The sequence below is a fragment of the Bradyrhizobium sp. RD5-C2 genome (assembly GCF_019972155.1).
Classification (GTDB): Bacteria; Pseudomonadota; Alphaproteobacteria; order Rhizobiales; family Xanthobacteraceae; genus Bradyrhizobium.
The window spans coordinates 236,216-260,323 of sequence record NZ_BOVL01000020.1 but is presented as its reverse complement, the minus strand read 5'-3'; the positions used below and the strand labels follow the sequence as shown (position 1 = coordinate 260,323).

Below are 24,108 nucleotides of genomic sequence, written 5' to 3'. Positions count from 1 at the left end.
TTTTACGACAGCAATGGAGGCACCTGATGAAGATCCTATGGACGACGCTGCTGGCCTGCGCCGCGCTTGCAACCCCCGCTGTGGCGCAATCGGTGACGCCGAAATTCGAGCACGCCATCACCAATATTCCCGGCAAGTCGCTGATCGCGGTCGAGGTCAACTTCCCGCCGGGCGAGCCCTCGGCGCCGCACCATCACGCCAAATCGGCATTTCTTTACGTGTACGTTCTGCAGGGCGCGATCGAGAGCCAGCTGGAGGGCGAGGCCGCCCACATCTATCGGGCCGGGGACAGCTTCTTCGAGCCGCCCGGCGCCCATCACGTGCTCGGGCGAAACGCCAGCGCGACCGAGCCGGCCAAGATCCTCGCGGTGTTCGTCGTCGACAGCAACGACAAGGCGCTGACCGTCTTCGACAAGGAAGGGCACAAGCCGTGAGCATGCGCATCGATTACAACAAGGTCGCGCCCGCCGGCATCAAGGCGCTTGGCGGCGTCTACGGCTACCTCACGCAATGCGGCCTCCCGGCGGCGCTGATCGAGCTCGTCTACCTGCGCATCTCGCAGATCAACGGCTGCGCTTATTGCCTCGACATGCATACGCGCAGCTTGCAGAAAATGGGCGTTGCGATCGAGAAGCTGGCGCTGCTGCAGGCCTGGCGCGAGGCGGAGGTGCTGTTCGACGCCGAGGAGCGTGCGGCGCTGGCCTGGGCCGAAACCGTCACGCGCGTGGCGGAGACCGCGATCCCGGATGACGTGTATGAAGCGGCGCGCGCGGTGTTCAGCGAGAAGCAACTGGTCGACCTGACCATCGCGATCGGCCTGATGAACACCTACAACCGGATCGCAATCGGCTTCCGCAACCCGCCGCAGGCCGTGCGAGAGCATTCCGCCGCTGCGTGATCTCTTAGGGTGAGTCAGCCACCCGACGGACTAGCTCTGACGTTGCGCGAGGTAGAACCCAGCCAATACGGTGACCAATCCGGCCGCCTGCAGTGTCGTCGGCGGCTCGCCGATCAGCAGCCATCCCAGCAGCAAGGTCAGCACCGGCACGGTCGCGGGAAATACGGCGGCGCGGGCCACGCCGAGGCGCTGGATCGACAGCGCGAACAGATACATGGCTGCGGGCCCGGCCAGGATGCCCTGGGCGACGGCTTGCAGCGCATTCTCGTGCAGGCCGATGGCCGCATCGCGCGCCAGCCCGCCCGAGGCGGCGTACAGCGGAAACAGCGAGAGCGACAGCACGCTGATCACCGTAGCCACCGAGAACGCGGACACGCGCCAATAGCGCACCAACGTGGCGAAGCCCGCAAACATCAATCCGGTCGTGACGAAGATCAAATCGCCCATCACGGCGCTCAATCCCATATGGCCGATCGACTCGCTGCCGATCACGGCAAGCCCGATCACGATGACGACGGCCCCGGCGACCCGAGAGGGTGAGATCTGTTCCTTCAGCAGGACGACCGCGAGAAACAGTCCGCCCAGGGTCGCGCAGGAAGGCTGGATCACGCTGCCGTGCCCGAGGGGCACGAACACGAAGCCGGCATAGCTGATCAGCGACATCACCGGCCCGCCCAGCATCATCAGCGCCATGCCGCGGCCCCAACCGATGCCGCAGAGGTCCTTCAGGCCGGCGCGCACAACGAGCGGGATGAACACGATGCCCGACCACAGGAAGCGATGCATCAAGAGGTCCACAGGCGTGAACCCGACCTTCAGGCCGTGCCGGGTCGCCACGAAGCCGAGAGCCCAGCACAGCGCCGCGCCAAGACCGCATGCGACCCCGAGCAGAATTGCTTTTTTGTCAGGAAGGGCTGCCGGCTTGGCGCCGGCCTTGTGTTCGTTCATGCCCGGACGAGTACGTTAGCTCCCAGGATGGATCAACCCATCGCGACGCAGGGCTGGTTGGCGCAGCAGCCAATTGCGAGGGTCTTGTTCGGCAAGGAACGTGCAGGCTTGCCGAGGTCCGCTTATGCTATCGGGCTTGTGCCGCTGCGCGCCATGCGCGCGCCTTGGCTGTGGTCTCCTCGACGAAGGCGTCCTTGCCGGTCCGATAGGCTTCGATGTCGTCTTTTGAGGAGGCGGCGAGGGCCCGGTTGATGTCGGCGTAGGCGCGGGCCGACTCGCCGTGAGCGCGCAGATAATTGCGAAACACCAGGCGTGCTTCCCAATTCGGATACGGCGGCTCCATTATGTGCAGATGGTGGGTCCACGGACCCGGCGGCCCCTTGCGGAAGAACAACTCGCCGGGGATCCACGATGCATATTCAGGCATGTAGGTATAGCCGAGCGCCTCCAGCGGCTTGATGCAGTGTTGCTCGGCCTCTTCGAGGCTTCGCACGCCAACCAGCAGGTCGATGATGGGTTTTGACGGGAGACCTGGGACGGCCGTGCTGCCGACATGCTCGATGGCCAATGCGAACGCGCCGAGAGCCTGCGCGATCCGCGTGCGCTCCTGCGCGAACAAGGCGGGCCAGTTGGGATCATAATCCGAGACGACAATCGACCCGGCGCCGTATTTCTCCACGTTCACCCCCTGATGTTCTCAGAGTATCCGTGGGCTGCGCCGGGGCGTCACTCACGAACCCTGCTTCACCTCGACAGGCTTCTTCGCGAACTGCGGAAAAGTCTCGGCCACGACGGGGCCGTCCAGCCGCCACGAATAGCAGCCGCCGACGAAGAACGGTGGCTCAGTGACGCCCTGCTGGTGATCGAGCGCGCCGCGGCCCTGCGGGTCCTTGCCGGAGGTCGCGGTCTGGAACAGCGTCGTCACCGCGGGGCCCAGCAACTCGGCGAGATGGGTGCAGGTCTCGAGCTTGCCGATCTTGTGGCGGACCAGATCGCGCCAGCCCTTGCCGATGCGCTCGCCGACCAGGCGCTGCAGAATGCCTTCGACGTCGATGCAGGACGGGTAGGGCGTCGAGGCCATCGTGGTGCCGGTCTCGCGGATCGTGAAACTGTCGTCGACCGCGAGCCGCAGCCTGATGTCGTGCACGGGATCCTCGGGCTGCTGCAGGCCGCGATGCTTGTCCTGCCGCGCATACGGCTTGGTGTCGACCAGCCGCGCCTCGACCTCCCACAGCCCGTCGTCACGGAGAAAGCCGAGACATTCGACGGAGCGGCGGTGCATCAGGCGGCGGGGTTTGCCGTCGGCGTTGGTATCAGGTGCGGACATCGGAACTCGCTGGATTGAATCTCAGATTGATCCAATCGGTCGTGTGCTCCGATGTCAACGCTCGCGGCCGAATGGCGTCATGAGGACCCTGTCATTCCGGGGCGATGCGGAGCATCGAGCCCGGAATCTCGAGATTCCGGGTTCATGCTTCGCATGCCCCGGAATGACGAGAACTAAGTCTGAGCAGCGCCTCAGCTGACACGCCGCTCGCGGTTCTCCCAATACGGCTTGCGCAGCTCGCGCTTCAGGATCTTGCCGGCGCCGGAGAGCGGGAGCGGAGTTGCCGTGATGTCGACGCTGCGCGGGCATTTGTAGCCGGCGATCAGCGCCTTGCAGTGCTCCATCAGCTCGTCCGGCGTGGCGCTGGCGCCGCTCTTCATCACCACGACGGCGTGGACCTGCTCGCCCCAGCGCTCGCTCGGGATGCCGATCACGGCGCATTGCGCCACCGCCGGATGCTGGGCCAGCGCATTCTCGACCTCGGCCGAATAGACGTTCTCGCCGCCGGAGATGATCATATCCTTGACGCGGTCGACCACGTAGACGAAGCCGTCCTCGTCCATGTAGCCGCCGTCGCCGGTGTGCATCCAGCCGTCGATCACGGCGCGCGCGGTTTCCTCCGGCCGCTCCCAATAGCCCATCATGACCATATCGCCGCGCACCGCGATCTCGCCGACGGTGCCCAAAGGCACGACCTTGTCGTCGGCATCGACGATCTTGACCTCGGCGCCCAGCGTGGCGCGACCGGCGCCGCGATGCCGGCCCTTGGCGCGGCCGTCCCCGATATGCTCCTTCCAGTGCAGCAGCGTCGCGATCGGCGACAGCTCGGTCATGCCATAGGCCTGGGTGAACTCGACATGCGGCAGCGCTTTCATGGCGCGCATCATCACGGCGTCGCTGATGACGGAAGCGCCGTAGGAGATCCGCTTCAGGGACGACAGGTCGTAGTTGCCGAGCGTCGGGTGATCGACGAACATCTGGATCATGGTCGGAACTAGCAGCACGTCGGTGATGCGCTCCTTTTGCACGGCGCTTGCGACGCCGTCGGGCGTAAAGCCCTGGATCACGACATTGGAGCCGCCGGACAGCAGCACCGAATACATCGCTGCACCGTTGGCGAGGTGGAACATCGGCGCGGCGTGCAGATAGATCGAGGTGCCCGGCCACAGGCCTTCGCCAAGTGCGTTCAGCGCATTGGCCATCAGATTGCTGTGGCTCAGCATCACGCCCTTGGAGCGGCCGGTGGTGCCGCCGGTGTAGAAGATGCCGGCGAGATCGTCGCGGGTGCGCATCGCGTCCGGAATTGGCTCACTGCGCGCGATCAGTGTCTCGTAGTTCTCCATGCCCGCCGGCGTCTCGCCCTCATCGGCATAGATCAGCTTCAGGCCGGGGATGGCGCTCGCGAGCGTCGTGCCGACCGGCGCAAACGCCTTGTCGACGAACAGGATCGTGGCGCGGCAATCGCGCAGCGCGTCCTCGTTCTCGATCGGCGACCAGCGGATGTTGAGCGGCACGATCACGCCGCCGGCCCAGCCGACGGCCAGATAGAGTTCGAGATAGCGGTCGGAGTTCAGCGAAAGGATTGCGACGCGGTCGCCGTTATCGGCGCCAAGCGAGCGGATCGCGGCGGCGAGGCGGGCGACGCGAGTACCGACCTCGCGCCAGTTGCGCCGCCGCTCACCGCAGACGACCGCGAGCCCGTTTGGATTGACCTGCAGCGCCCGCCGCAGTCCGTGTGTGATGTTCACTCCCGTCCTCCCTTGATGCGTTTCCCACGTTTCCCTTGCGAGGCGGTTTGTCCGCCTTCGCTGCAGCCGGAACGGCTGCTTTGCGCGTTGATGTCGTTCGCGTTGTTGTTTTGGCGATGCCGTCGGTGAGGCGGATCGCGAATTCCTCGGCGACGGCGCGTCCGGTCAGCTCACCGCCGGGCTGGAACCAGTGTCCGATCCAGTTCAGCGAGCCGGCGATGGCGAAGGCCGCGAGTTTCGGGTCGCAGGGTTTCACCGAACCGTCCGCGATGCCAGAGGCGATATAGTCACGGAAGGCGCGGTCGATCCGTCGCTTCGCGGTCTGCACGGTCTTGCGGTTGTGCTCGCTGAGATCGCGGAGATCGAAGCGGACCAGGCTCTTGCCGTAGTCCGTCGTCATCAGCTCGGCGTAGCGAACGGTGAGCTTGCGCAGCTTGTCGAGGCCGCTGCCGGCGCCGGCCGAGGTCTCGGCAATGCATTCGTCGACCAGTTCGTGGCCGATCGACCAGCACTCGAACAGGATCTCGTCCTTGCCGCGGAAATAATTGTACAGCGCGGGCTTGGTGATGTTCAGCCGTTTGGCGACGTCGTTCAGCGTGGCGCGGTGATAACCCTGCTCGAGGAACAGCTGCACGGCGGCGCGCAACACGGCTTCGCGCTTCTCGTCGCGGGCGCGGCGCCGGCTCTCGAATGGCAGCCAGGGCGACTCGGTGTTGGAAGGGGGAAAGCGGGCGTCCATCGCGTGGCTGTTGTCGCATTGACTCCGGAAGGGTGCCCGTATATTACCCATGGGTAATAAATAGTCCAGTGGGTAATTTCCGGGAGGATCCGCGATGACGTCACGCACTTATGTTGCCGGGGTCGGCATGATCCCGTTCGTCAAGCCCGGCGCCAATGCGCCGTATCATGTGATGGGCGCCGAGGCGGCGAAGCTTGCGCTCACTGACGCCGGCCTCGATTACGGCCGTGTGCAGCAGGCCTATGTCGGCTATGTCTATGGCGACTCCACCTGCGGCCAGCGCGCGCTCTATCCGGTCGGCATGACCGGCATCCCGATCGTCAACGTCAACAACAACTGCTCGACCGGCTCGACCGCGTTGTTCCTGGCGCGGCAGGCGATCGAGTCGGGCGCGGCCGATTGCGTGATGGCGCTCGGCTTCGAGCAGATGAAGCCCGGCGCGTTGGGCGCCGTGTTCACCGATCGCCCCAGCGCGTTCGACGATTTCGACGCCGCTGCCGACAAGCTCGTCGATGCGCCCGGCGTGCCGCTGGCGCTGCGCTATTTCGGCGGTGCAGGCCTCAGTCACATGAAGAAATACGGCACGCCGCTCAGTGCTTTTGCCAAAGTGCGCGCCAAGGCGAGCCGTCACGCCAAGAACAACCCGCTGGCGCTGTTCCGCAAGGAAGTCACCGCCGACGACGTCATGAACGACCAGGTGATCTGGCCCGGCGTGATGACGCGGCTGATGGCGTGCCCGCCGACCTGCGGCGGCGCCGCCGCGATCCTGGTCTCGGAGAAATTCGCCGACCAGCACGGCCTCAACAAGAGCGTCCGCATTGCAGCGCAGGCGATGACGACCGATACGCCCTCGACCTTCGGTGCCTCCGACATGATGCAGGTGGTCGGCTATGACATGGCGCGCGATGCCGCGAAGAAGGTCTATGAAGCCGCCGGCATCGGGCCTGATGATCTCGACGTCGTCGAGCTGCACGACTGCTTCGCCCATAACGAGCTGATCACTTATGAAGGGCTCGGCCTGTGCGGCGAGGGCGAGGCCGCGAAATTCATCGATGACGGCGACAATACCTACGGCGGCAGGATCGTCACCAACCCGTCCGGCGGACTGCTGTCGAAGGGCCATCCGCTCGGCGCCACCGGGCTTGCGCAGTGCTACGAGTTGACGCGGCAGCTGCGCGGCACGGCAGCGGCGACGCAAGTGGAGGGCGCGCGGCTCGGGCTGCAGCACAATCTCGGCCTCGGCGGCGCCTGCGTCGTGACGCTCTACGAACGCGCCTGAGGCAGCCCATGGTCGATCAATCCGCTGTCGGGCGTACGTTTACGCCGGTGACCGCGCGCGTCGAGCCGGGGCGCCTGCGCTTCTTCCTCGACACGCTCGGCGAGACCAATGCGGTCTATCGTGATGGTGCAGCGGCACCGGTGCCGCCGACCTATCTGTTCTGTCTGGAGATGATGGATGCGCCTGATGCGTTCGAGTTCCTCACCGCGCTCGGCATCGATCTCGCCCGTGTGCTGCATGGTGAGCAGCGCTTCGACTATCACGCACCCGTGGTGGTCGGCGACACCCTGACATTCCGGCCGCGCGTCACCAGCGTGACCGAGAAGAAGGGCGGGGCGATGACGCTGATCGTGGTCGAGACCGCGGTCACCAACCAGGCCGGCGTGCATGTCGCCGATACCTCGCGCACCATCGTGGTGCGCAATGCGAGGCCGTCATGAGCAGCAGCGTTCCGGCGGTCGGCGACCGCATCGTCCACAAGGAATTCCCGCCGATCACCCGGCATCGCCTCGCGCTGTATTGCGGGGCTTCCGGCGATCACAATCCGATCCATGTCGATATCGACTTCGCCAAGCAGGCCGGCTTTCCGGACGTGTTCGCGCACGGAATGCTGGTCATGGGCTATCTCGGCCAGGCGCTGACGGATGCGGTCGCACCGTCGCGCATCCGCTCGTTCTCGAGCCGCTTTGCCGCCATCACCCAGCTTGGCGCCGCGCTGACCTGCGAGGGCACGGTGACCGAGCTGATCGAGCAGGGCGGTGAGAAGCGGGCGAAGGTTGCGCTCACGACGAAGGACCAGAACGGCGAGATCAAGCTCGCCGGGGAAGCAATTATCGCGCTGTAGCGGGGTGACGAACTGTCGCCACGAAGAAACTGCGCTCCCTCGCCCCGCTCTTGCGGGGAGAGGGTTGGGGGGTGAGGGGCTGCTTCCGCGAGCTCTGCTCTCGGCGAGACCTGTACCCCCTCACACGGAACGCATCTGACGATGTGTTCCGACCTCTCCCCGCAGGCGGGGCGAGGTGAAGCTGAACGCAACGAGAGAAGTCTTCGAGGGAGAAACCATGTCGAAACTGCAAGGCAAAGTCGCGCTCGTCTCCGGATCGGGCCGCGGCATCGGGCGCGCGATTGCGCTGAAGCTCGCGCGCGAGGGCTCGAAGGTCGTGGTCAACGATCTCGACGCCGAGCCGGGCAACGCCGTCGTCGCCGAGATCAAGGCCATGGGCGGCGAGGCGATCGCGGTCAATGGCAGCGTCGTCGAGACCGGCTTTGCCGATCGCTTCGTCGGTGCGGCCATCGAAACATTCGGCGGCCTCGACATCATCGTCAACAATGCCGGCTACACCTGGGACTCGACGATCCAGAAGATGTCGGACGAGCAGTTCCAGGCGATGCTCGACGTGCATCTGGTCGCCCCGTTCCGGATTCTGCGCGCAGCCTCGGAGCCGATCCGGGTGATGGCGAAGAAGGAGGTCGAGGCCGGCCGCGAAGTGTTCCGCAAGGTCGTCAACATCTCCTCGATCGCAGGCCTCTACGGCAATGCCGGGCAGGCGAGCTATTCTTCCGCAAAAGCCTCGCTGATCGGGCTGACCCGCACGATGTGCAAGGAGTGGGGCCGCTACAAGGTCAACGTCAATTGCGTGGCGTTCGGCCTGATCAACACCCGCCTGACCCAGCCGATCGAGAGCCAGCAGAAGACCATCGACGTCGCCGGCCGCGACATCAAGGTCGGCGTCCAGCCGCAGATGCTGGAGGCGATGGGCCGGATGATCCCGCTTGGCCGCGGCGGCACGCCGGAAGAGGCGGCGGACGCGGTCTATCTGTTCTGCGCTCCGGAATCGAACTACATCAGTGGTCAGGTGATCGTCGCCGGCGGCGGTCTCTTGATTTAGCGCGAGGGAATGATGCACTACCGATCGTCCTGGATGACCGAGGAGCTGGACACCTTCCGTGACCAGTTCCGCAAATTCCTCGCCAAGGATTTGGCGCCGCACGCGGAGAAATGGCGCGAGCAGAAGCTGGTGGACCGCTCCGCCTGGCGCGCGCTCGGCGAGATGGGCGCGCTGCTGCCGAGCGTGCCGGAGGCCTATGGCGGCCTGGGCGCCAGCTTTGCCTATGACGCCGCCGTGCTCGATGACCTCGAGAGCACGGTCCCGGAGCTGACCACCGGCGTTTCCGTGCACAGCGCGATCGTCGCTCACTACATCGTCAATTATGGCTCGGAGGAGCAGAAAAAGCGCTGGCTGCCGAAGATGGCGTCGGGCGAGATGGTCGGCGCCATCGCGATGACCGAGCCCGGCACCGGCTCCGATCTGCAGGCAGTCAAGACCACGGCGAAGAAGCAGGGCAATTCCTACGTCATCAACGGCCAGAAGACCTTTATTACCAACGGGCAGGCGGCGGACCTCGTCATCGTGGTGGCGCGCACCGGAGCTCCCGGCGCCAAGGGGATTTCTCTGATCGTGGTGGAGACCGCCGGCGCGGAGGGATACCGGCGCGGTCGCAACCTCGACAAGATCGGCCTGCACGCGTCCGATACATCGGAACTGTTCTTCGACAATGTCACGGTGCCGCCGGAAAACCTGCTCGGCAATGAGGAGGGCAGCGGCTTCGTCCAGCTGATGCAGCAATTGCCGCAGGAACGGCTGTCGCTTGCGATTGGGGCGGTCGCCTCGATGGAGCGCGCGGTCAAGATCACCGCCGAATACACCAAGCAGCGCACAGCCTTCGGCAAGCCGCTGATCGAATTCCAGAACACCGCGTTCACGCTCGCCGAGCGCAAGACCGAGGCGATGATCGCCCGCGTGTTCGTCGATTGGTGCGTCGACCGCCTGGTCGCCGGCGATCTCGACACCGTGACGGCGTCGATGGCGAAGTGGTGGTGCTCGCAGAAGCAGGTCGAGACCGCCGACGAATGCCTGCAGCTGCATGGCGGCTACGGCTACATGCAGGAATACCCGATCTCGCGCATGTTCATCGATTCCCGCATCCAGAAGATCTATGGCGGCACCAACGAGATCATGAAGGTTTTGATTGCGCGCTCGCTGTAGGCAAGGCGGGGTTTCCAGTTCCGTCATTGCGAGGAGCGATAGCGACGAAGCAATCCATCCCTCCTCGGAGGGACGATGGATTGCGTCGCTTCGCTCGCAATGACGCGGATGGGTCCGGGGGCAACCGCCGGCTCTGCGCAAATAAGTGGCGTCCCGCGGCTGCCCTTTCCCTGCCGCATGGCTCGATGCCACCGCTGCATCCCGCGGCGAGTTCGGCCTTGCGCCATTATCCCGTCTATCATACCCCCGTCGGATCACATTCCGCGCGAGCCGCAAGCGCGCCAATGCCGCAGGGAGCCCTCATGACCAAAAGCAACGCCCGCACCGGAGGCCAGATCCTGATCGACCAGCTGGTCGTGCAAGGGGTGGAGCGCGTCACCTGCGTGCCGGGCGAGAGCTATCTGGCGGCGCTCGACGCCCTGCATGACAGCCCGGTCGACGTCGTGATCTGCCGCGCCGAGGGTGGTGCTGCGATGATGGCGGAGGCCTATGGCAAGCTCACCGGGCGTCCCGGCATCTGCTTCGTCACCCGCGGCCCGGGCTCGACCAACGCCGCGCACGGCGTGCACATCGCGATGCAGGATTCCACCCCGATGATCCTGTTCGTCGGCCAGGTCGACACCGGCATGCGCGAGCGCGAGGCGTTCCAGGAGCTCGATTACAAGGCGGTGTTCGGCACCATGGCGAAATGGGCGGTCGAGATCGATCGTCCGGACCGCATTCCGGAACTGGTCGCGCGCGCCTTCCGCGTCGCGCTGCAGGGCCGTCCCGGTCCGGTCGTGATCTCGCTGCCGGAGAACATGCTGACTGAAACCGCCGCGGTCGCCGACGCGCCGAAGGTCGAGCCTGCGCAGAGCTGGCCGGCGCCGTCGGATCTCGAACGCCTCGGCAGCATGCTCGCCGGCGCCAAGGCGCCGATCGTGGTGCTCGGCGGCTCGGCCTGGACCGCAGAGGCGGCCAAGGGCATTGCTCGTTTTGCCGAGCGCTTCGACCTACCGGTCGCGACCTCGTTCCGCCGCGCCTCACTGTTCGACGCCGACCACTCGCACTATGCCGGCGATCTCGGCATCGGCCCGAGCCCGAAGCTGAGGGATCGCTTCACCGGCGCCGACGTCATTCTCCTGATCGGCGGCCGCATGTCGGAAATGCCGTCCTCGTCCTACACGCTGCTCGATATTCCCACACCGAGCCAGAAGCTGATCCACGTGCATCCGGGCTCCGAGGAACTCGGCCGCGTCTACCAGCCGGCGCTGGCGATCCAGGCGACGCCTGCGGCCTTCGCCGCCGCGGTCGAGAGCATGAAGCCCGCAGCCGCGCCCGCCTGGAAGGGCGAGGCGGCCAAGGCGCACGCGGATTATCTGACCTGGACCGACAAGCCGCGCGAGCTGCCGGGCCATTTCCAGTACGGCGAGGTCGTGACCTGGCTGCGCGATCGGCTGCCGAAGGATGCGATCGTCTGCAACGGCGCCGGCAATTACGCCGGCTGGATTCATCGCCACCACCGCTTCCACGCGTTCGCAGCCCAGCTCGCGCCGACTTCGGGCTCGATGGGCTATGGCGTGCCGGCGGCCGTGATGGCCAAGCGGCAGCATCCGGATCGCGTCGTCGTCGCATTCGCCGGCGACGGCTGCTTCCTGATGAACGGGCAGGAGTTCGCCACCGCCGTGCAGTATGACGCGCCACTGATCGTCGTCGTCATCGACAATGCGCAATACGGCACCATCCGCATGCATCAGGAGCGCGATTATCCCGGCCGTGTCGTCGGCACCCAGCTCAAGAACCCGGACTTCGCGCTCTACGCCAAGGCGTTCGGCGGCCATGGCGAGCGGGTCGAGCGCACCGAAGACTTCGCGCCGGCGTTCGAGCGGGCGCTGGCCTCCGGCAAGCCGGCAATCCTGCACTGCCTGGTCGATCAGCGCGCGCTGTCGGTCGGCAAGGATTTTGTGCCCGAGCAGGCTGCGCAATAATGTCCGACTCCGCCGGCCGTCACGTCGCGATCATCGGCGCCGGCGCGGTCGGCGTCATCAGCGCCATCGAGGCGCTGCGCGCGGGCCATCGTGTCACGCTGATCGATGCGGGCGAGCCCGGCGGCACCCAGGCCGCGAGCTATGGCAATGCCGGCTGGCTGTCGTCGCATTCGGTGATCCCGCCGGCCGAGCCTGGCACCTGGAAGAAGGTGCCGGGCTATCTGATGGACCCGCTCGGACCATTGTCGATCCGCTGGTCGTATCTGCCGAAGGCCTTGCCGTGGCTGATCAAGTATCTGCTGTCGAGCCGCACCGAGGATCAGGTCGAAGCCACCGCGCGGGCGATGCGCGATCTCTTGAAGGACGCGCCGCTGCTGCACCGGCAACTCGCCGAGGAAGCCGGCGTGCCAGAGCTGATCGAGCGGCGCGGGGTGATGCACGTGTTTCCCTCGCGCGATCAGTTCGACCGCGACCTCGGCTGGCGCATTCGGAAGCGCGTCGGCATCGAATGGCTGGAGCTCGATGAAGACGAGATGCGTCAGCGCGAGCCCGATCTGCATCCGCGCTACAAGTTCGGCGTCGTGGTGGAGGAGGCCGGCCACTGCCGCGATCCCGGCGCCTACGTCGCGGCGCTCGCCGCGCACGCGATCGCGAGCGGAGCCGAACGCATAGTCGCCAAGGCGATCGGCCTCAAGCTTGCGGGCGACAGGCTGGTCGCCGTGGTCACCGAGACCGGCGAGATCGCCTGCGATGCGGCGGTCGTTGCCGCCGGCGCGCGCTCGAAGCAACTGACCACATCGATCGGCGATCCGTTGCCGCTCGAGACCGAGCGCGGCTATCACGTCATGATCGAGAATCCGGAATCCGGGCCGCGCAATTCGATGATGGCCTCGGATGCCAAGATGGTGGTCAACTGGACCGACAAGGGCCTGCGTGCCGCCGGCACGGTGGAGATCGCGGGGCTCGACGCCGCGCCGAACTGGAAGCGCGCCGAGATCCTGCGCCAGCATCTGCTGAGCATGTTCCCGAAGCTGCCGAGGGACATTCCACCCTCACGGATCAAGACCTGGTTCGGCCATCGCCCGAGCATGCCCGACGGGCGGCCCTGCATCGGCCTTAGCCGCGCCTCGCGCGACGTGGTCTATGCGTTCGGCCACGGCCATGTCGGCCTGGTCGGCTCGGCCCGCACCGGCCGGCTGGTCGCGCAATTGCTCAGCGGCAAGGTGCCGGAGATCCCGCTCGCGCCGTTCGCGCCGTCACGCTTTTTGTAGAAGTGGATTTTAGCTCTCGCCGGCCCAGGCCGTGATCGCGGCCGGCGCGATCACGCGTCTCGGGGTGTGCGGGTTGATCGTTCCGGCGCTGACGTCCTGGGTCTGATCGAACAGGGTGCGCGCAAACGCCTTGGCATCCTGTTCGGTCGTGAAGGTGCGGGTCTGGCGCGCGAAGCGGTGGTGTCCGGCGTCAGGGGTTCTGATGGCGAACGAGACGTACCAGGTGGCCTTGTCCGTCTTCATCGCGCGTCTCAGGCGACGATGCTTCGCCCGCGCGATCGGGACGTGGTGCTGGATGTTCGATATGCAAAATGTGCCAAGGGAAGAATCCTGAAATACAACATATGCCGCCAAATTACCTCCCGGTGAACAGTCAACACCACGGGACCGGCACGTGCCGATGATAGCGGGATGTTACCGTTCAACCAAGGGGTGAAATAAGAATGCGCTGCTCCAGTATTGGTTCCTGCGCGAGCAGCATGCCGCGTTTTTTCGAGCCGTGGAGCTTGCGCGTGCGCGGGCCGCGCGGGCGGTGTTCGATCGCATCGTATAGCGCGCATCGCGGATCGATGCGCTGACAGGGGAATCCCTGTGGTGCTGCGCTCGGCTGATGCGCCGTCGGACAGCTTCGGATTGGTTCCTAATTTCCGGAGAAATATCGCAGGCGCGCCCGTATTGCTTCTGAAATACGTGAGCAATACCTTTTCGTCAGCGAAAGCGCGAAGCCATGAAGCAGGCCATCACCGTTCGGATCGATCCTGATTTGCTGGCTATCGCGCGTGCGTGCGCTAAGCAGGAAAATCGAACTTTGACTAATTTTCTTGAGACAGCCTTGAAGGAGCGCATTGGTTCGTCCGGTACGCGACAGTTGCCCAAGCATCAATTTGCGAGCCGCAAGAGTGGCCGCGCCGGTTCAAAAAGTCTTTGAATGGCAAATCGTAAATCTCCGGTCCTCGCCGCGGGACCATCGGTTCAACTTCCAAAAACTCGGACGGGCATCGGCGGTTTGGATGATCTGACACTCGGTGGCCTGCCGACGGGTCGGCCGACGCTGCTATGCGGCTCGGCTGGATGCGGAAAGACTCTCTTTGGAATGACGTTTCTCGTCAACGGCGCGACCCGGTTCGACGAGACCGGCGTGTTTATGAGTTTCGAAGAGCGTGAGCAGGATCTAGCTACGAACGTGAATTCGCTCGGCTTCGACGTCGAAGAATTGATTTCCAGCAAGAAGCTGGTCATCGACTACGTCCGGATAGAACGCGCCGAGATTGAGGAGAGCGGTGAATACGATCTGGAGGGCCTTTTCGTCCGGCTCGGGCACGCAATCGATACGATCGGGGCAAAACGGGTCGTTCTCGACACGATCGAAGCCCTCTTCTCGGGGCTCGCCGATACCGCGATCCTTCGCGCGGAGCTTCGGCGCCTGTTCGGCTGGCTCAAGGACAAAGGCGTTACCGCCATCATCACGGCGGAACGCGGTGAGGGCCAGCTCACCCGCTTCGGCATCGAAGAGTACGTTTCGGACTGCGTCATCCTTCTCGACAACCGCGTTCAGGAGCAGGTGGTCACGCGCCGCCTGCGCGTCGTCAAATACCGGGGCTCGGCCCACGGGACCAACGAATATCCTTTCCTGATCGACGACGAAGGAATCAGCGTCCTGCCGATCACGTCGGCGGGCCTCGGTCATTCCATCTCGGATGAGGCCGTTCCCACCGGCGTCAAGGATTTGGACGCCATGCTGGGAAGAGGCGGCTATTACAAAGGGTCGAGTGTGCTGATCTCCGGATTGGCGGGAACGGGCAAATCGACTTTCGGGGCGGCCTTCGCCGATGCCTCATGTGGCCGCGGCGAACGCAGCCTCTATTTCGCCTTCGAGGAATCTCCCGATCAGGTCGTCAGGAACATGAGATCGGTCGGGATCGACCTGAAGAAGCACCTCGATTCCGGTCTGCTCCGGTTCGAAGCGGCACGACCGAGCCTCTTCGGATTCGAGATGCATCTGGCCCGCATGAACCGCGACATCGAGAAATTCAAGCCCGCCACCATAGTCGTCGATCCGATATCTGCGTTTCGCGGGCCCGCGATGGAGATCCATGCGACGCTGGTCCGGCTTGCCGACATTTGCAAGACCAAAGGGATCACGGCCGTGTTCACCAGCTTGTCGGCCGTCGATGATCTGATGAACGAGAGCGAGCGAAGCGTGTCTTCGCTCATGGACACGTGGATATCACTGCGGGACGTCGAATCGGACGGTGAGCGCAATCGCACCCTGTACTTGCTTAAATCGCGTGGCATGAGCCACTCGAAGCAGATCCGCGAGTACGAAATCAACGACAATGGTATCCACCTGATGAAGCCTTATCTCGGTCCGGAGGGCGTGCTGACCGGTGCAGCCCGGATGGCGCAGGAGGCCCGCGAGCGCGAGGCCGAGCGCGAACGCAACGAACAGACCGAGCAACGCCAGCGCGTATTGACCCGCAAGCGCGAGGCGTTGGAGCGTCAGATCGCGGAGATGCGGGCGGAGCTTGAGGCCGAAGCGGTAGAGGTTTCACGGGTCATCGCGCATCAGGACGTCCGGAGCGCATCGGCGGAGTCGGATCGGGCTGCGATGGCGCAGAAGCGTGGAGGAAACCGATGATGGATTCGAACGGCGCCGCCGACGATACCGCCGAGTTCAATTTGCGGCTCTACGTGGCAGGCCAGACGCCAAAATCGCTGGCGGCGATCGCGAACCTCCAGAAGATATGCGAGGAAAACCTCGCCGGCCGGTACAAGATCGAGGTGATCGATCTCGTTGTGTCGCCGCAACTGGCCGCTGGTGACCAGATCGTCGCGATACCGACGCTCGTCCGCCGGCTTCCGCCGCCGCTCAAGCGCATGATCGGCGACCTTTCGAACTCCGAGAAGGTGATCGTCGGGTTGGATCTGCGGCCGATAGGAAAGAGCCGGACATGACTTCTGCAAACCACCCGGATGGCAGATACAAGCTGCGCCTTTTCGTGACGGGCTCTACGCCGCGTTCCGCCCGGGCCATCGCCAACATGCGCAGGATATGCGAGGAGAACCTTCACGGCCGGTACGATCTCGAAGTCGTCGACGTGTACGAGAACCCCGACTCGACCCGCGAACTGCAGATCATCGCGACTCCCACGCTCGTAAAGATCTTGCCCGAGCCGCTGCGCCGGATCATCGGGGATCTCTCCGACAATGAAAAAGTCCTTGCGGGATTGAACCTGACGCCCGTGAAGCCGGGCAGCTGACTATCCGATGACGGAACGCGCCGCCAACGACACGGAGTACGAATCGCTAACCGGAGAGGAACTGATCTCGCGCCTCCGGGAAGCGGAGGAGACCCTGGAGGCCATCCGCACCGGAGCGGTGGATGCCGTCGTGATCGCCGGCTCGCAAGGGCAGCAGGTCTACACGCTCGAAAATGCCGATCGTCCATATCGGGTTCTCGTCGAGCAGATGCAGGAAGGAGCCATCACGCTTTCCGAAAGAGGGACTATCCTCTACTGCAACGAACGTTTCGCGACGCTCGTCGCCAGCCCACACGACAGCATCATAGGCCAACCACTCACCAGATACGTTAGTGTCGACGAGGGGAGGGTCTTGTCGAACATGATCGCGACTGGCGCCGGCCCGGGAGTTTCCGGAGAGTTCGGGATCGTGAATTGCCTCGGTCACGAAGTGCCCGTCAACATCTCCCTGATCGATCTGAAGGTGGACGAGGCAATGCCGAGACTGGTTTGCGGCATTGTGACGGACCTGACGTCCAGCCGCATGCGGACCCGCGAACTGAGCGCCGCAAACGAAAGGCTCGCCAACGAGATCGTCGAACGGCGCAAGACCGAAGAGAATCTCCAGCTGACGCTCGACGCCGCGGAAATGGGAATATGGGAGCTCGATCTTTCCGACAATCGGATGAGATGTTCGCTGCGGCACGACCGAATTTTCGGCAACGCGACGAGTCCCGTTCCCTTCGATCTGGCGGCATTGGCGGATCGCTTCGTTCCGGAAGATCAACACAAGGTTCGCGAGGCGTTCGAAACAGCGCGCGCGAGCGGGGCGGTCGAGTTCGAGCACCGGATTCGTCGGGCCAGCGACAACGCGGTGCGTTGGGTCAACGTGAAGGGTCGAACCTTCTATGACGGCAAACGGCCCGTCCGCATCACAGGGGTGACCGCGGACATCACCCAGCGGCGAGAAGTCGACGAGCAGTTGCGGCAGGCCCAGAAAATGGAAGCCGTCGGGCAGTTGACGGGCGGCATCGCGCACGACTTCAACAACCTTTTGATGATCATCGGCGGTAGCCTCGACATGCTGGGCCGCCGCATGTCGGGCGACGAGAGGGTTGTGCGGCTGTTCGAGGCGGCACGGCAGGCCGTGGCTCGCGGGTCGAAACTGAACCAGCAGCTGTTGGCGTTCTCTCGCCGTCAGAATCTGCAAATCGAAGTCGTTCAGATCAATGACCTGATCCCGACCTTCGAACATCTTCTCGACCGGGCGGTCGGTGAGACCGTCAAGACGAAATTCGTCAGCGGCACGGATCTCTGGGAATGCCGCACCGATCCACATCAACTCGAAACCGCCATAGTGAACCTTGCCATCAACGCGCGCGACGCGATGCCACAAGGCGGAGAGCTCGTCATCAAGACGGCCAACCGGCGCGTCGACGAAGCGTTCGCGTCCCGATGGGAAGCCTCGGCTGGCGAGTACGCGATGATTTCTGTCGGGGATACAGGGGTCGGAATGTCGGCGGAGGTGCTCGCGCACGTTTTCGAACCGTTCTTCACGACAAAGGACGTCGGAAAGGGAACGGGATTGGGGCTTAGCCAGGTCTACGGATTCGCCAAGCAATCCGGGGGATTCGTGGCGGTGACCAGCGCGCCTGGACGCGGGACGGTGATCGAGGTGTTCCTGAGGCGGTCGACGGACTCCGTCCCGATCGTCCGGAAGCCGGCTGAGGCCACGTTGGAGACCGGAACCGGGGTCGTTCTGGTCGTCGAAGACGACGCCGACGTGCGGGCCACGACCAGCGGGATGTTGCAGGACCTCGGCTACTCGGTGCTGTCGGCGGCCACTGGTAGCGCCGCGCTTGAGATAATACAGGCGAATGCCGGTCTGGATCTCGTCTTCAGCGATGTCGTTATGCCGGACGGCATGAGCGGTGTAGAACTGGCGCGACGGATCGGTTTGGTGCGCCCCGCGTTGCCGGTGCTGCTCACCTCCGGCTATACGGCTCAACGAGCCATCCCGGAATTGCCCACGGGCGAGCGAGCTCTTCTGAAAAAGCCCTTCAGTCACTCCGACTTGTCGATTGCCATCCGGAAAATCATGGCAAGCGTTTCCGCTACATGAGCGGACATCGATCGGGAATAGCGACGCCGTTTTCGCTCGATCGCCCCTTTGTGGCGGGCCTGCAATATCCGCTCTGTCCCGCTGCATGAGGACGAGCGCACCCCCCGGGTCTATGAGCGCGCGCCTAGACGGCTTCGCCCTTGCCGGCCGCGGCAATGGCCTTCTCGACTTCCGCGGCAAGGGCCGCAAGATGTTCGGCGAGCTTGGTGAACAATTCGCGCTTCTGGATGTCCGTGGCCAGGTCGCGGATCAACGCGCACTCCGCAGCATCGGTGCGAAGCTTCTCCAGATGCGTCAGCATGTCCTGCATTTTTTTCTCCCCACCGCCGGTTTCGGCAAACGGTAGGTGGCGCGGATTCCGGCGACAATAACGTATGATGGTTTGCCGCCGCCCCGGATCCTTGATTTGGATAATTCTGCTTTTCAGAATTTAACTTGACGGCGGACCCAACTCAGATGTTCAACGGTGGCCGTGCATCCTTCGAGACGCGCTACGCGCTCCTCAGGATGAGGGGTCTGGTAGGTTTCGCAGGGACGACAGCGAGGATGAGGTGAGGGCGGTGCCTCTCTCACGTTCCGATCCGCACCACCATCTTGCCGAGCGCCGCGCGGGTCTGCATCGTCGTGAACGCCGCGCGGAAGTCTTCAAGCTCGAACACCTTGCCGACGACAGGCGTCAGTCGGCCATCGTTCAGCCATGCCGACAATTGCGTCATCACGCGCGCCTGCGCCTCGGGCTCGCGGCGCGCGATCTGCGCGGCGTCGACGCCGATCAGGAGGCCGCCCTTCAACAGCGGCAGATTGAACGGCAGAGCGGGAATCTGGCCTGCCGCGAAGCCGACCACGACATGGCGGCCGTTCCAGGCGATCGAGCGGAATGCCTGCAGCGAGACCTCGCCGCCGACCGGATCGAAGATCACGTCGGGGCCGTGGCCGCCGGTTGCGTCCTTCAGCGCATCGCGCCAATCGGGCTTGGTGTAGTCGACGACGGCGTCGGCGCCGAAGCTTGCGGCGAAGCTGCGCTTCTCGTCGGTCGAGGCTGCGGCAACGACGCGCGCGCCGAGCAGCTTGCCGACCTGGATTGCGGCGATGCCGGTGCCACCGGCGGCACCGAGCACGAGCAGTTGCTCGCCTGCCTTGAGCGAGCCGCGTTCGGCGAGCGCGTACAGCGCGGTGAGGTAATTGGTACGAAAGGCGGCGGCGGCCTCCATCGACAGGCCGTCGGGCATGACCTCGACGGCGGCAGGCGGCACCAGGATGTACTCGGCCAGCGCGCCCGAGCGCGCCGCGCCCATCACCCGCATGCCCGGCGTGATGCCGGCGACGTCGTTCGCGACCTCGTCGACCACGCCGGCGAATTCCGCACCGGGCGTAAAGGGCAGGGCATCCTTGGTCTGGTAGCGGCCCTCGACCTTCAGCCCATCGACGAAGCCGATGCTCGCGGCGCGGACTCGGACGCGGATTTGTCCGGCAGCGGGCGTTGGGGTGGCGACCTCCTTCAGCCCGATCCGATCGATGGGTGCGTATTGCTCGACGACGACCGCCTTCATTCTGTTCTGCTCATTGGTTCGTTTCCTCTCGGCAAAGCTATCCCATGTCCGTTGTTCTACGGGGAGACCTTTTGCGCATGCAGCGGCGGCGTCCCATGCGGAAAGCCAACATCTTCAACGACATCACGAAAAGGCGGGCGTTTACCCGTTGTTATCCCTACCAAATTCGGTAACGCGTCCTTAATGGCATTAACGTTAGGGTTTTTCCACGCGGCTCGCCTTGGGCTGCGCGCCGTCCAGGACAGGCGGGTTGCGTTCGCGTTGGAGTTTTTCATGGATATCATGACAGGCGCCGGGCTATTGGCCGGCATCATCGTCATCGCGGTGATGATGTTCATGGGCGGCGACCTGCACATGTTCATCTCTGAACATGCCATGATCATCATCTTCGGCGGTTCGATCGCGGCGACGATGATCCGCTTTCCGCTCGGCGTGATGCTGCACGGGCTTCCGCTCGGCGCCAAGTTTGCCTTCACCATGAGCCGGCTGTCGGCCCGCGACCTCGTCGACGAGCTCGCCCGCATCGCCGAGATCGCCCGCAAGCAGGGCCCGGTCGGCCTTGAGAAGGTCGAGACCAACGAGCCGTTCCTCGCCAAGGGCATTCGTTACGTCGCCGACGGTTACGACCTCGAATTCATCCGCGACAACCTGGAGCGCGACCGCGACAACTTCCTGATGCATCTCGACGAGGGCAGCAAGATCTATCGCGCGATCGGCGACTGCGCGCCGGCCTTCGGCATGATCGGCACGCTGATCGGCATGGTGCAGATGTTCGCCAACATGACGGACCCCTCAAAGCTCGGCCCATTCATGGCGACAGCGCTACTCGCGACGTTGTACGGCGCGCTGGTCGCCAACCTGTTCTGTCTTCCGATCGCCGACAAGCTGCACGGCAAGCTGCTCGACGAAGAGACCAACCGCACGCTGATCATCGACGGCATCCTGATGATCCGCGATTCCAAGAGCCCGGCGCTGGTGCGCGAGATGCTGCTGGCCTATCTGCCGGAAAAGCATCGCCACGAGGAAGGCGAGCCGGTGCCGGCCTGACCGGCCGGCGCTTTCGGGAAACGCAGCGATGGCCAAGAAAAAGCGCGGCGACGCCCATGGTGGAGGTCACGGCTGGTTCGTGACCTTCGCCGACCTGATGGGCCTGATGATGAGCTTCTTCGTGATGCTCGTCGCGTTCTCCACCATGGACAACAACAAGTTGAAGATCGTCGCAGGCTCGATGCGCGACGCCTTCGGCGTGCAGACCAATGTGCGCTATTCCGGCATCGTCGAGTCCGACGGCCTGCCGACCCGGCCGAAGCTGAAGAATGTCGATCACATCTCGCCGGAGGAATCCTCCGCCAATCCGACGCCGGACGAGCAGGAGCGCAGCCAGGTCAACGGCGCGCGGCTGAAAATCGACCGCGAATTCGCGCTCGCCTCCGCCTCGCTGCGCCAGGCGCTGCAAGACATGCCCGAGCTGACCGAAATTTCCAAGAACATCATGTTCGAGGAGACCAAGGAGGGGCTCAACCTCGAGATCGTCGACCAGGACGGCCGCTCGATGTTCGCCGACGGCTCCAGGGAGCCGTATGAGCGCACCCGCCGGCTGATCCAGAAGCTCGCCGCGCCGCTGAAGGCGACGCCGCTGCGGATCGCGATCGTGGGGCATACAGCCGCAGGCTTCGTGCCGGCGCGCAGCGATTACGACGCCTTCGACCTGTCCGCCGACCGCGCCAATGCGGTGCGGCAGATCCTGGAGCGGGAGGGCCTGCCGTCGTCCCACGTCTTCGCGGTTTCCGGCAAGGCGGACGGCCAGCCGCTGTTTCCCGACGATCCGACGCTGCCGGCGAACCGTCGCGTGACCATCACGTTGATGCGGGAAAATCCGCCGTTGCCGCCGGATCTGAAGCCGTAGCTCCGGGTTACCCCGCTACCGCCGTCGGCCGGGTTGCTCGGTTGACAGGCGGGGCGGAAGCGTCGATAGCCGCGCGGATCAAAATCAACCGACCGAGCGTTCCAACCTCGCCATGGCTGTCAGCGTCTCACCCACCGAAGCCCAGGAAACCCAAGGCGCGGGCCAAGGAACAGGTCAGGGCAAAGGCCAAGGCGCCTCCGGCTTCTGGGCCCTGACACTGGGCAGCATCGGAGTCGTGTTCGGCGATATCGGAACCTCGCCGCTCTACGCATTCCGCGAGGCGGTCGGCGGCGCCGCACACGGCGAGCCGGTGACCCGGATCATGGTGCTCGGCGTGCTGAGCCTGATCCTGTGGGCGCTGTTCACCGTCGTTACCGCCAAATACGTCCTGCTGCTGCTGCGCGCCGACAACAACGGCGAGGGCGGCACACTGTCGCTGATGGCGCTCGGCCAGCGCGCGATCGGACGGCGCAGCTGGCCGTTGCTCGCACTCGGCGTGGTCGGCGCCTCGATGTTCATCGGCGATTCCATGATCACGCCGGCGATCTCGGTGCTGTCGGCGGTCGAAGGCCTCAAGCTCGCCACGCCGCATCTCGAGCACTATGTGGTGCCGCTGACGATCCTGATCCTCGTGCTGCTGTTCTCGGTGCAGCGCACCGGCACCGCGCGCGTTGCCGCTGCCTTCGGGCCGGTGATGGTGGTGTGGTTCGCCTCGCTCGCGGTGATGGGGGTGGTCCACATCATGGACGATCCGTCGGTGCTGGCGGCGATCAATCCCTACTACGCAATCCAGTTCCTGCTGACCCACGGCACCGTCGGCCTTGTGACGCTCGGCGCGGTGTTCCTCGCGGTGACCGGCGGCGAGGCGCTGTATGCCGACCTCGGCCATTTCGGCCGCAAGCCGATCCAGTCGGGGTGGCTGTTCTTCGTGCTGCCGTCGCTGCTGCTGAATTATTTCGGGCAGGGCGCGCTGGTGCTGTCCGATCCCGCCGCGATCGAGAACTCGTTCTATCGCATGGTGCCGGACGTGCTGCTGCTGCCGCTGATCGGGCTCGCCACCGCGGCGACCGTGATCGCGAGCCAGGCCGTGATCACCGGCGCCTATTCGCTGATCAGCCAGGCGGTGCAGCTTGGGCTCTTGCCGCGCTTCGAGGTCCGCTACACCTCCGAGACCCATGCCGGCCAGATCTATCTGCCGCGGGTCAACCGGCTGCTGCTGATCGGCGTGCTGCTGCTGGTGCTGCTGTTCCGCACCTCGAGCGGGCTCGCATCGGCCTACGGCATCGCCGTCTCCACCACCATGGTCGCCGACGGCATCATGGGCTTCATCGTGATCTGGAAGCTGTGGAACTGGCGCGTGGCGTCGGCCGCCGCATTGATCCTGCCGTTCGTGATCGTCGACATGACCTTCTTCAGCGCCAATCTCTTGAAGCTGTTCGAGGGCGCGTGGGTGCCGCTGCTGTTCGGCGTCGTGATGGCGACGATGATCTGGACCTGGCGTCGCGGTGCCGCGATCCTGATCGCCAAGACCCGCCGCATCGAGGTGCCGTTGCGCGACCTTATCCACAGCCTGGAGAAGCGGCCGCCGCATATCGTCAAGGGCACCGCGGTGTTCCTGACCAGCGACCCCAGCTTCGTGCCGACCGCGCTCTTACACAATCTCAAGCACAACAAGGTGCTGCACGAGCACAATGTGATCCTGACCATCGAGACCGCACCGACACCGCGCGTCGACCTGTCGGAGCGCGTCACCATGGAGAAGGTCAGCGACAAGTTCACCGCGGTGCGGCTGCGCTTCGGCTACATGGAATCGCCGAACGTGCCGAAGGCGCTCGCGGTCGCGCGCAAGCTCGGCTGGCAGTTCGACATCATGGCGACCTCGTTCTTCGTGTCGCGGCGGTCGCTGAAGCCCTCCGCCCAGTCCGGGATGCCGCAGTGGCAGGACCACCTGTTCATCGCCATGAGCAGGTCCGCCAACGATGCCACCGACTATTTCCAGATCCCGACTGGGAGAGTGGTTGAAGTGGGTACTCAGGTAACTATTTGATGCGGCAACGGATTCTACAG

25 protein-coding genes are annotated in these 24,108 nt (G+C 64.5%); 17 read left to right on the top strand and 8 right to left on the bottom strand.

Going from position 1 to position 24,108, the window contains the following annotated elements; all coding sequences use genetic code 11:
• Positions 1–26 precede the first annotated feature (26 nt).
• Positions 27–434 carry a cupin domain-containing protein gene (locus tag BraRD5C2_RS26140; RefSeq protein ID WP_223973303.1) on the top strand — a complete coding sequence of 136 codons (408 nt, stop codon included), beginning with the start codon at positions 27–29 and terminating at the stop codon, positions 432–434.
• A complete protein-coding gene (locus tag BraRD5C2_RS26135) occupies positions 431–898 on the top strand; it encodes a carboxymuconolactone decarboxylase family protein (protein WP_223973301.1) in 468 nt (155 codons plus the stop codon). Before BraRD5C2_RS26140 ends, BraRD5C2_RS26135 begins: the two co-directional genes overlap by 4 nt.
• Before the next feature lie 30 nt (positions 899–928).
• Here BraRD5C2_RS26135 and BraRD5C2_RS26130 read toward each other — a convergent pair whose 3' ends face one another.
• The 5 genes from BraRD5C2_RS26130 to BraRD5C2_RS26110 all read right to left on the bottom strand — a co-directional run bounded on the left by BraRD5C2_RS26130 (position 929) and on the right by BraRD5C2_RS26110 (position 5,768).
• Complete coding sequence (locus tag BraRD5C2_RS26130; protein WP_223973299.1) at positions 929–1,846, bottom strand: DMT family transporter; 918 nt, start codon at positions 1,844–1,846, stop codon at positions 929–931.
• A gap of 127 nt (positions 1,847–1,973) precedes the next feature.
• Positions 1,974–2,525 carry a GrpB family protein gene (locus tag BraRD5C2_RS26125; RefSeq protein ID WP_223973297.1) on the bottom strand — a complete coding sequence of 184 codons (552 nt, stop codon included), beginning with the start codon at positions 2,523–2,525 and terminating at the stop codon, positions 1,974–1,976.
• 51 nt (positions 2,526–2,576) lie between these two features.
• Positions 2,577–3,173 carry a DUF2889 domain-containing protein gene (locus BraRD5C2_RS26120; RefSeq protein ID WP_223973288.1) on the bottom strand — a complete coding sequence of 199 codons (597 nt, stop codon included), beginning with the start codon at positions 3,171–3,173 and terminating at the stop codon, positions 2,577–2,579.
• 191 nt (positions 3,174–3,364) lie between these two features.
• Entirely contained in the window at positions 3,365–4,921 is a 1,557-nt protein-coding gene (locus BraRD5C2_RS26115; RefSeq protein WP_223973280.1) for an acyl-CoA synthetase, read from the bottom strand.
• Positions 4,851–5,768: a TetR/AcrR family transcriptional regulator gene (locus tag BraRD5C2_RS26110; RefSeq protein ID WP_374708047.1), complete on the bottom strand. Its 918-nt coding sequence runs from the start codon at positions 5,766–5,768 to the stop codon at positions 4,851–4,853. The genes BraRD5C2_RS26115 and BraRD5C2_RS26110 overlap by 71 nt, the downstream gene beginning before the upstream one ends.
• Between BraRD5C2_RS26110 and BraRD5C2_RS26105 the strand changes: the two genes are divergently transcribed.
• The 7 genes from BraRD5C2_RS26105 to BraRD5C2_RS26075 all read left to right on the top strand — a co-directional run bounded on the left by BraRD5C2_RS26105 (position 5,755) and on the right by BraRD5C2_RS26075 (position 13,224).
• Entirely contained in the window at positions 5,755–6,939 is a 1,185-nt protein-coding gene (locus BraRD5C2_RS26105; RefSeq protein ID WP_223973277.1) for a lipid-transfer protein, read from the top strand. The genes BraRD5C2_RS26110 and BraRD5C2_RS26105 overlap by 14 nt on opposite strands.
• 8 nt (positions 6,940–6,947) lie before the next feature.
• Positions 6,948–7,379 carry a MaoC family dehydratase N-terminal domain-containing protein gene (locus tag BraRD5C2_RS26100; RefSeq protein ID WP_223973275.1) on the top strand — a complete coding sequence of 144 codons (432 nt, stop codon included), beginning with the start codon at positions 6,948–6,950 and terminating at the stop codon, positions 7,377–7,379.
• On the top strand, positions 7,376–7,783 hold the full coding sequence (locus BraRD5C2_RS26095) for a MaoC family dehydratase (protein WP_223973267.1): 408 nt from the start codon (positions 7,376–7,378) through the stop codon (positions 7,781–7,783). Before BraRD5C2_RS26100 ends, BraRD5C2_RS26095 begins: the two co-directional genes overlap by 4 nt.
• A gap of 217 nt (positions 7,784–8,000) precedes the next feature.
• A complete protein-coding gene (locus BraRD5C2_RS26090) occupies positions 8,001–8,828 on the top strand; it encodes an SDR family NAD(P)-dependent oxidoreductase (RefSeq protein ID WP_223973265.1) in 828 nt (275 codons plus the stop codon).
• A 12-nt stretch (positions 8,829–8,840) separates the two neighbouring features.
• Positions 8,841–9,986, top strand: a complete 1,146-nt coding sequence (locus BraRD5C2_RS26085; protein WP_223973263.1) for an acyl-CoA dehydrogenase family protein — start codon at positions 8,841–8,843, stop codon at positions 9,984–9,986.
• Between the two features lie 302 nt (positions 9,987–10,288).
• Positions 10,289–11,953: a thiamine pyrophosphate-binding protein gene (locus BraRD5C2_RS26080; protein ID WP_223973260.1), complete on the top strand. Its 1,665-nt coding sequence runs from the start codon at positions 10,289–10,291 to the stop codon at positions 11,951–11,953.
• A complete protein-coding gene (locus tag BraRD5C2_RS26075) occupies positions 11,953–13,224 on the top strand; it encodes an NAD(P)/FAD-dependent oxidoreductase (protein WP_223973258.1) in 1,272 nt (423 codons plus the stop codon). Before BraRD5C2_RS26080 ends, BraRD5C2_RS26075 begins: the two co-directional genes overlap by 1 nt.
• 9 nt (positions 13,225–13,233) lie before the next feature.
• Here the strand turns inward: BraRD5C2_RS26075 and BraRD5C2_RS26070 are convergent, their stop codons facing one another.
• Positions 13,234–13,467, bottom strand: coding sequence for a hypothetical protein (locus tag BraRD5C2_RS26070; protein ID WP_223973256.1), 234 nt, complete (start codon positions 13,465–13,467; stop codon positions 13,234–13,236).
• A 484-nt stretch (positions 13,468–13,951) separates the two neighbouring features.
• On the opposite strand from BraRD5C2_RS26070, the gene BraRD5C2_RS26065 reads away from it, so the two are divergent.
• The 5 genes from BraRD5C2_RS26065 to BraRD5C2_RS26045 are packed head-to-tail and all read left to right on the top strand — an operon-like array spanning position 13,952 to position 18,585.
• Complete coding sequence (locus BraRD5C2_RS26065) at positions 13,952–14,152, top strand: hypothetical protein (RefSeq protein ID WP_223973254.1); 201 nt, start codon at positions 13,952–13,954, stop codon at positions 14,150–14,152.
• Positions 14,153–15,862: a circadian clock protein KaiC gene (gene kaiC / locus BraRD5C2_RS26060; protein WP_223973252.1), complete on the top strand. Its 1,710-nt coding sequence runs from the start codon at positions 14,153–14,155 to the stop codon at positions 15,860–15,862. It begins immediately after the preceding gene.
• Positions 15,859–16,179: a circadian clock KaiB family protein gene (locus tag BraRD5C2_RS26055; protein ID WP_223973250.1), complete on the top strand. Its 321-nt coding sequence runs from the start codon at positions 15,859–15,861 to the stop codon at positions 16,177–16,179. The genes kaiC and BraRD5C2_RS26055 overlap by 4 nt, the downstream gene beginning before the upstream one ends.
• On the top strand, positions 16,176–16,484 hold the full coding sequence (locus tag BraRD5C2_RS26050; protein WP_223973248.1) for a circadian clock KaiB family protein: 309 nt from the start codon (positions 16,176–16,178) through the stop codon (positions 16,482–16,484). Before BraRD5C2_RS26055 ends, BraRD5C2_RS26050 begins: the two co-directional genes overlap by 4 nt.
• A 7-nt stretch (positions 16,485–16,491) precedes the next feature.
• Entirely contained in the window at positions 16,492–18,585 is a 2,094-nt protein-coding gene (locus BraRD5C2_RS26045) for a hybrid sensor histidine kinase/response regulator (RefSeq protein ID WP_223973246.1), read from the top strand.
• A 124-nt stretch (positions 18,586–18,709) separates the two neighbouring features.
• Here BraRD5C2_RS26045 and BraRD5C2_RS26040 read toward each other — a convergent pair whose 3' ends face one another.
• Positions 18,710–18,895 (bottom strand): hypothetical protein, encoded by a 186-nt coding sequence (locus BraRD5C2_RS26040; protein WP_223973238.1) that lies wholly within the window; start codon positions 18,893–18,895, stop codon positions 18,710–18,712.
• 259 nt (positions 18,896–19,154) lie between these two features.
• Positions 19,155–20,135, bottom strand: coding sequence for an NADPH:quinone oxidoreductase family protein (locus BraRD5C2_RS26035; RefSeq protein WP_223973230.1), 981 nt, complete (start codon positions 20,133–20,135; stop codon positions 19,155–19,157).
• Positions 20,136–20,408: 273 nt separating this feature from the next.
• On the opposite strand from BraRD5C2_RS26035, the gene BraRD5C2_RS26030 reads away from it, so the two are divergent.
• From BraRD5C2_RS26030 to BraRD5C2_RS26020, 3 genes are all read left to right on the top strand, one after another.
• Positions 20,409–21,182, top strand: coding sequence for a motility protein A (locus tag BraRD5C2_RS26030; protein ID WP_223973228.1), 774 nt, complete (start codon positions 20,409–20,411; stop codon positions 21,180–21,182).
• A 28-nt stretch (positions 21,183–21,210) separates the two neighbouring features.
• Positions 21,211–22,041 (top strand): OmpA/MotB family protein, encoded by an 831-nt coding sequence (locus tag BraRD5C2_RS26025; protein WP_223973226.1) that lies wholly within the window; start codon positions 21,211–21,213, stop codon positions 22,039–22,041.
• A 112-nt stretch (positions 22,042–22,153) separates the two neighbouring features.
• Positions 22,154–24,088, top strand: coding sequence for a potassium transporter Kup (locus BraRD5C2_RS26020; RefSeq protein WP_223973224.1), 1,935 nt, complete (start codon positions 22,154–22,156; stop codon positions 24,086–24,088).
• Positions 24,089–24,108: the final 20 nt, after the last annotated feature.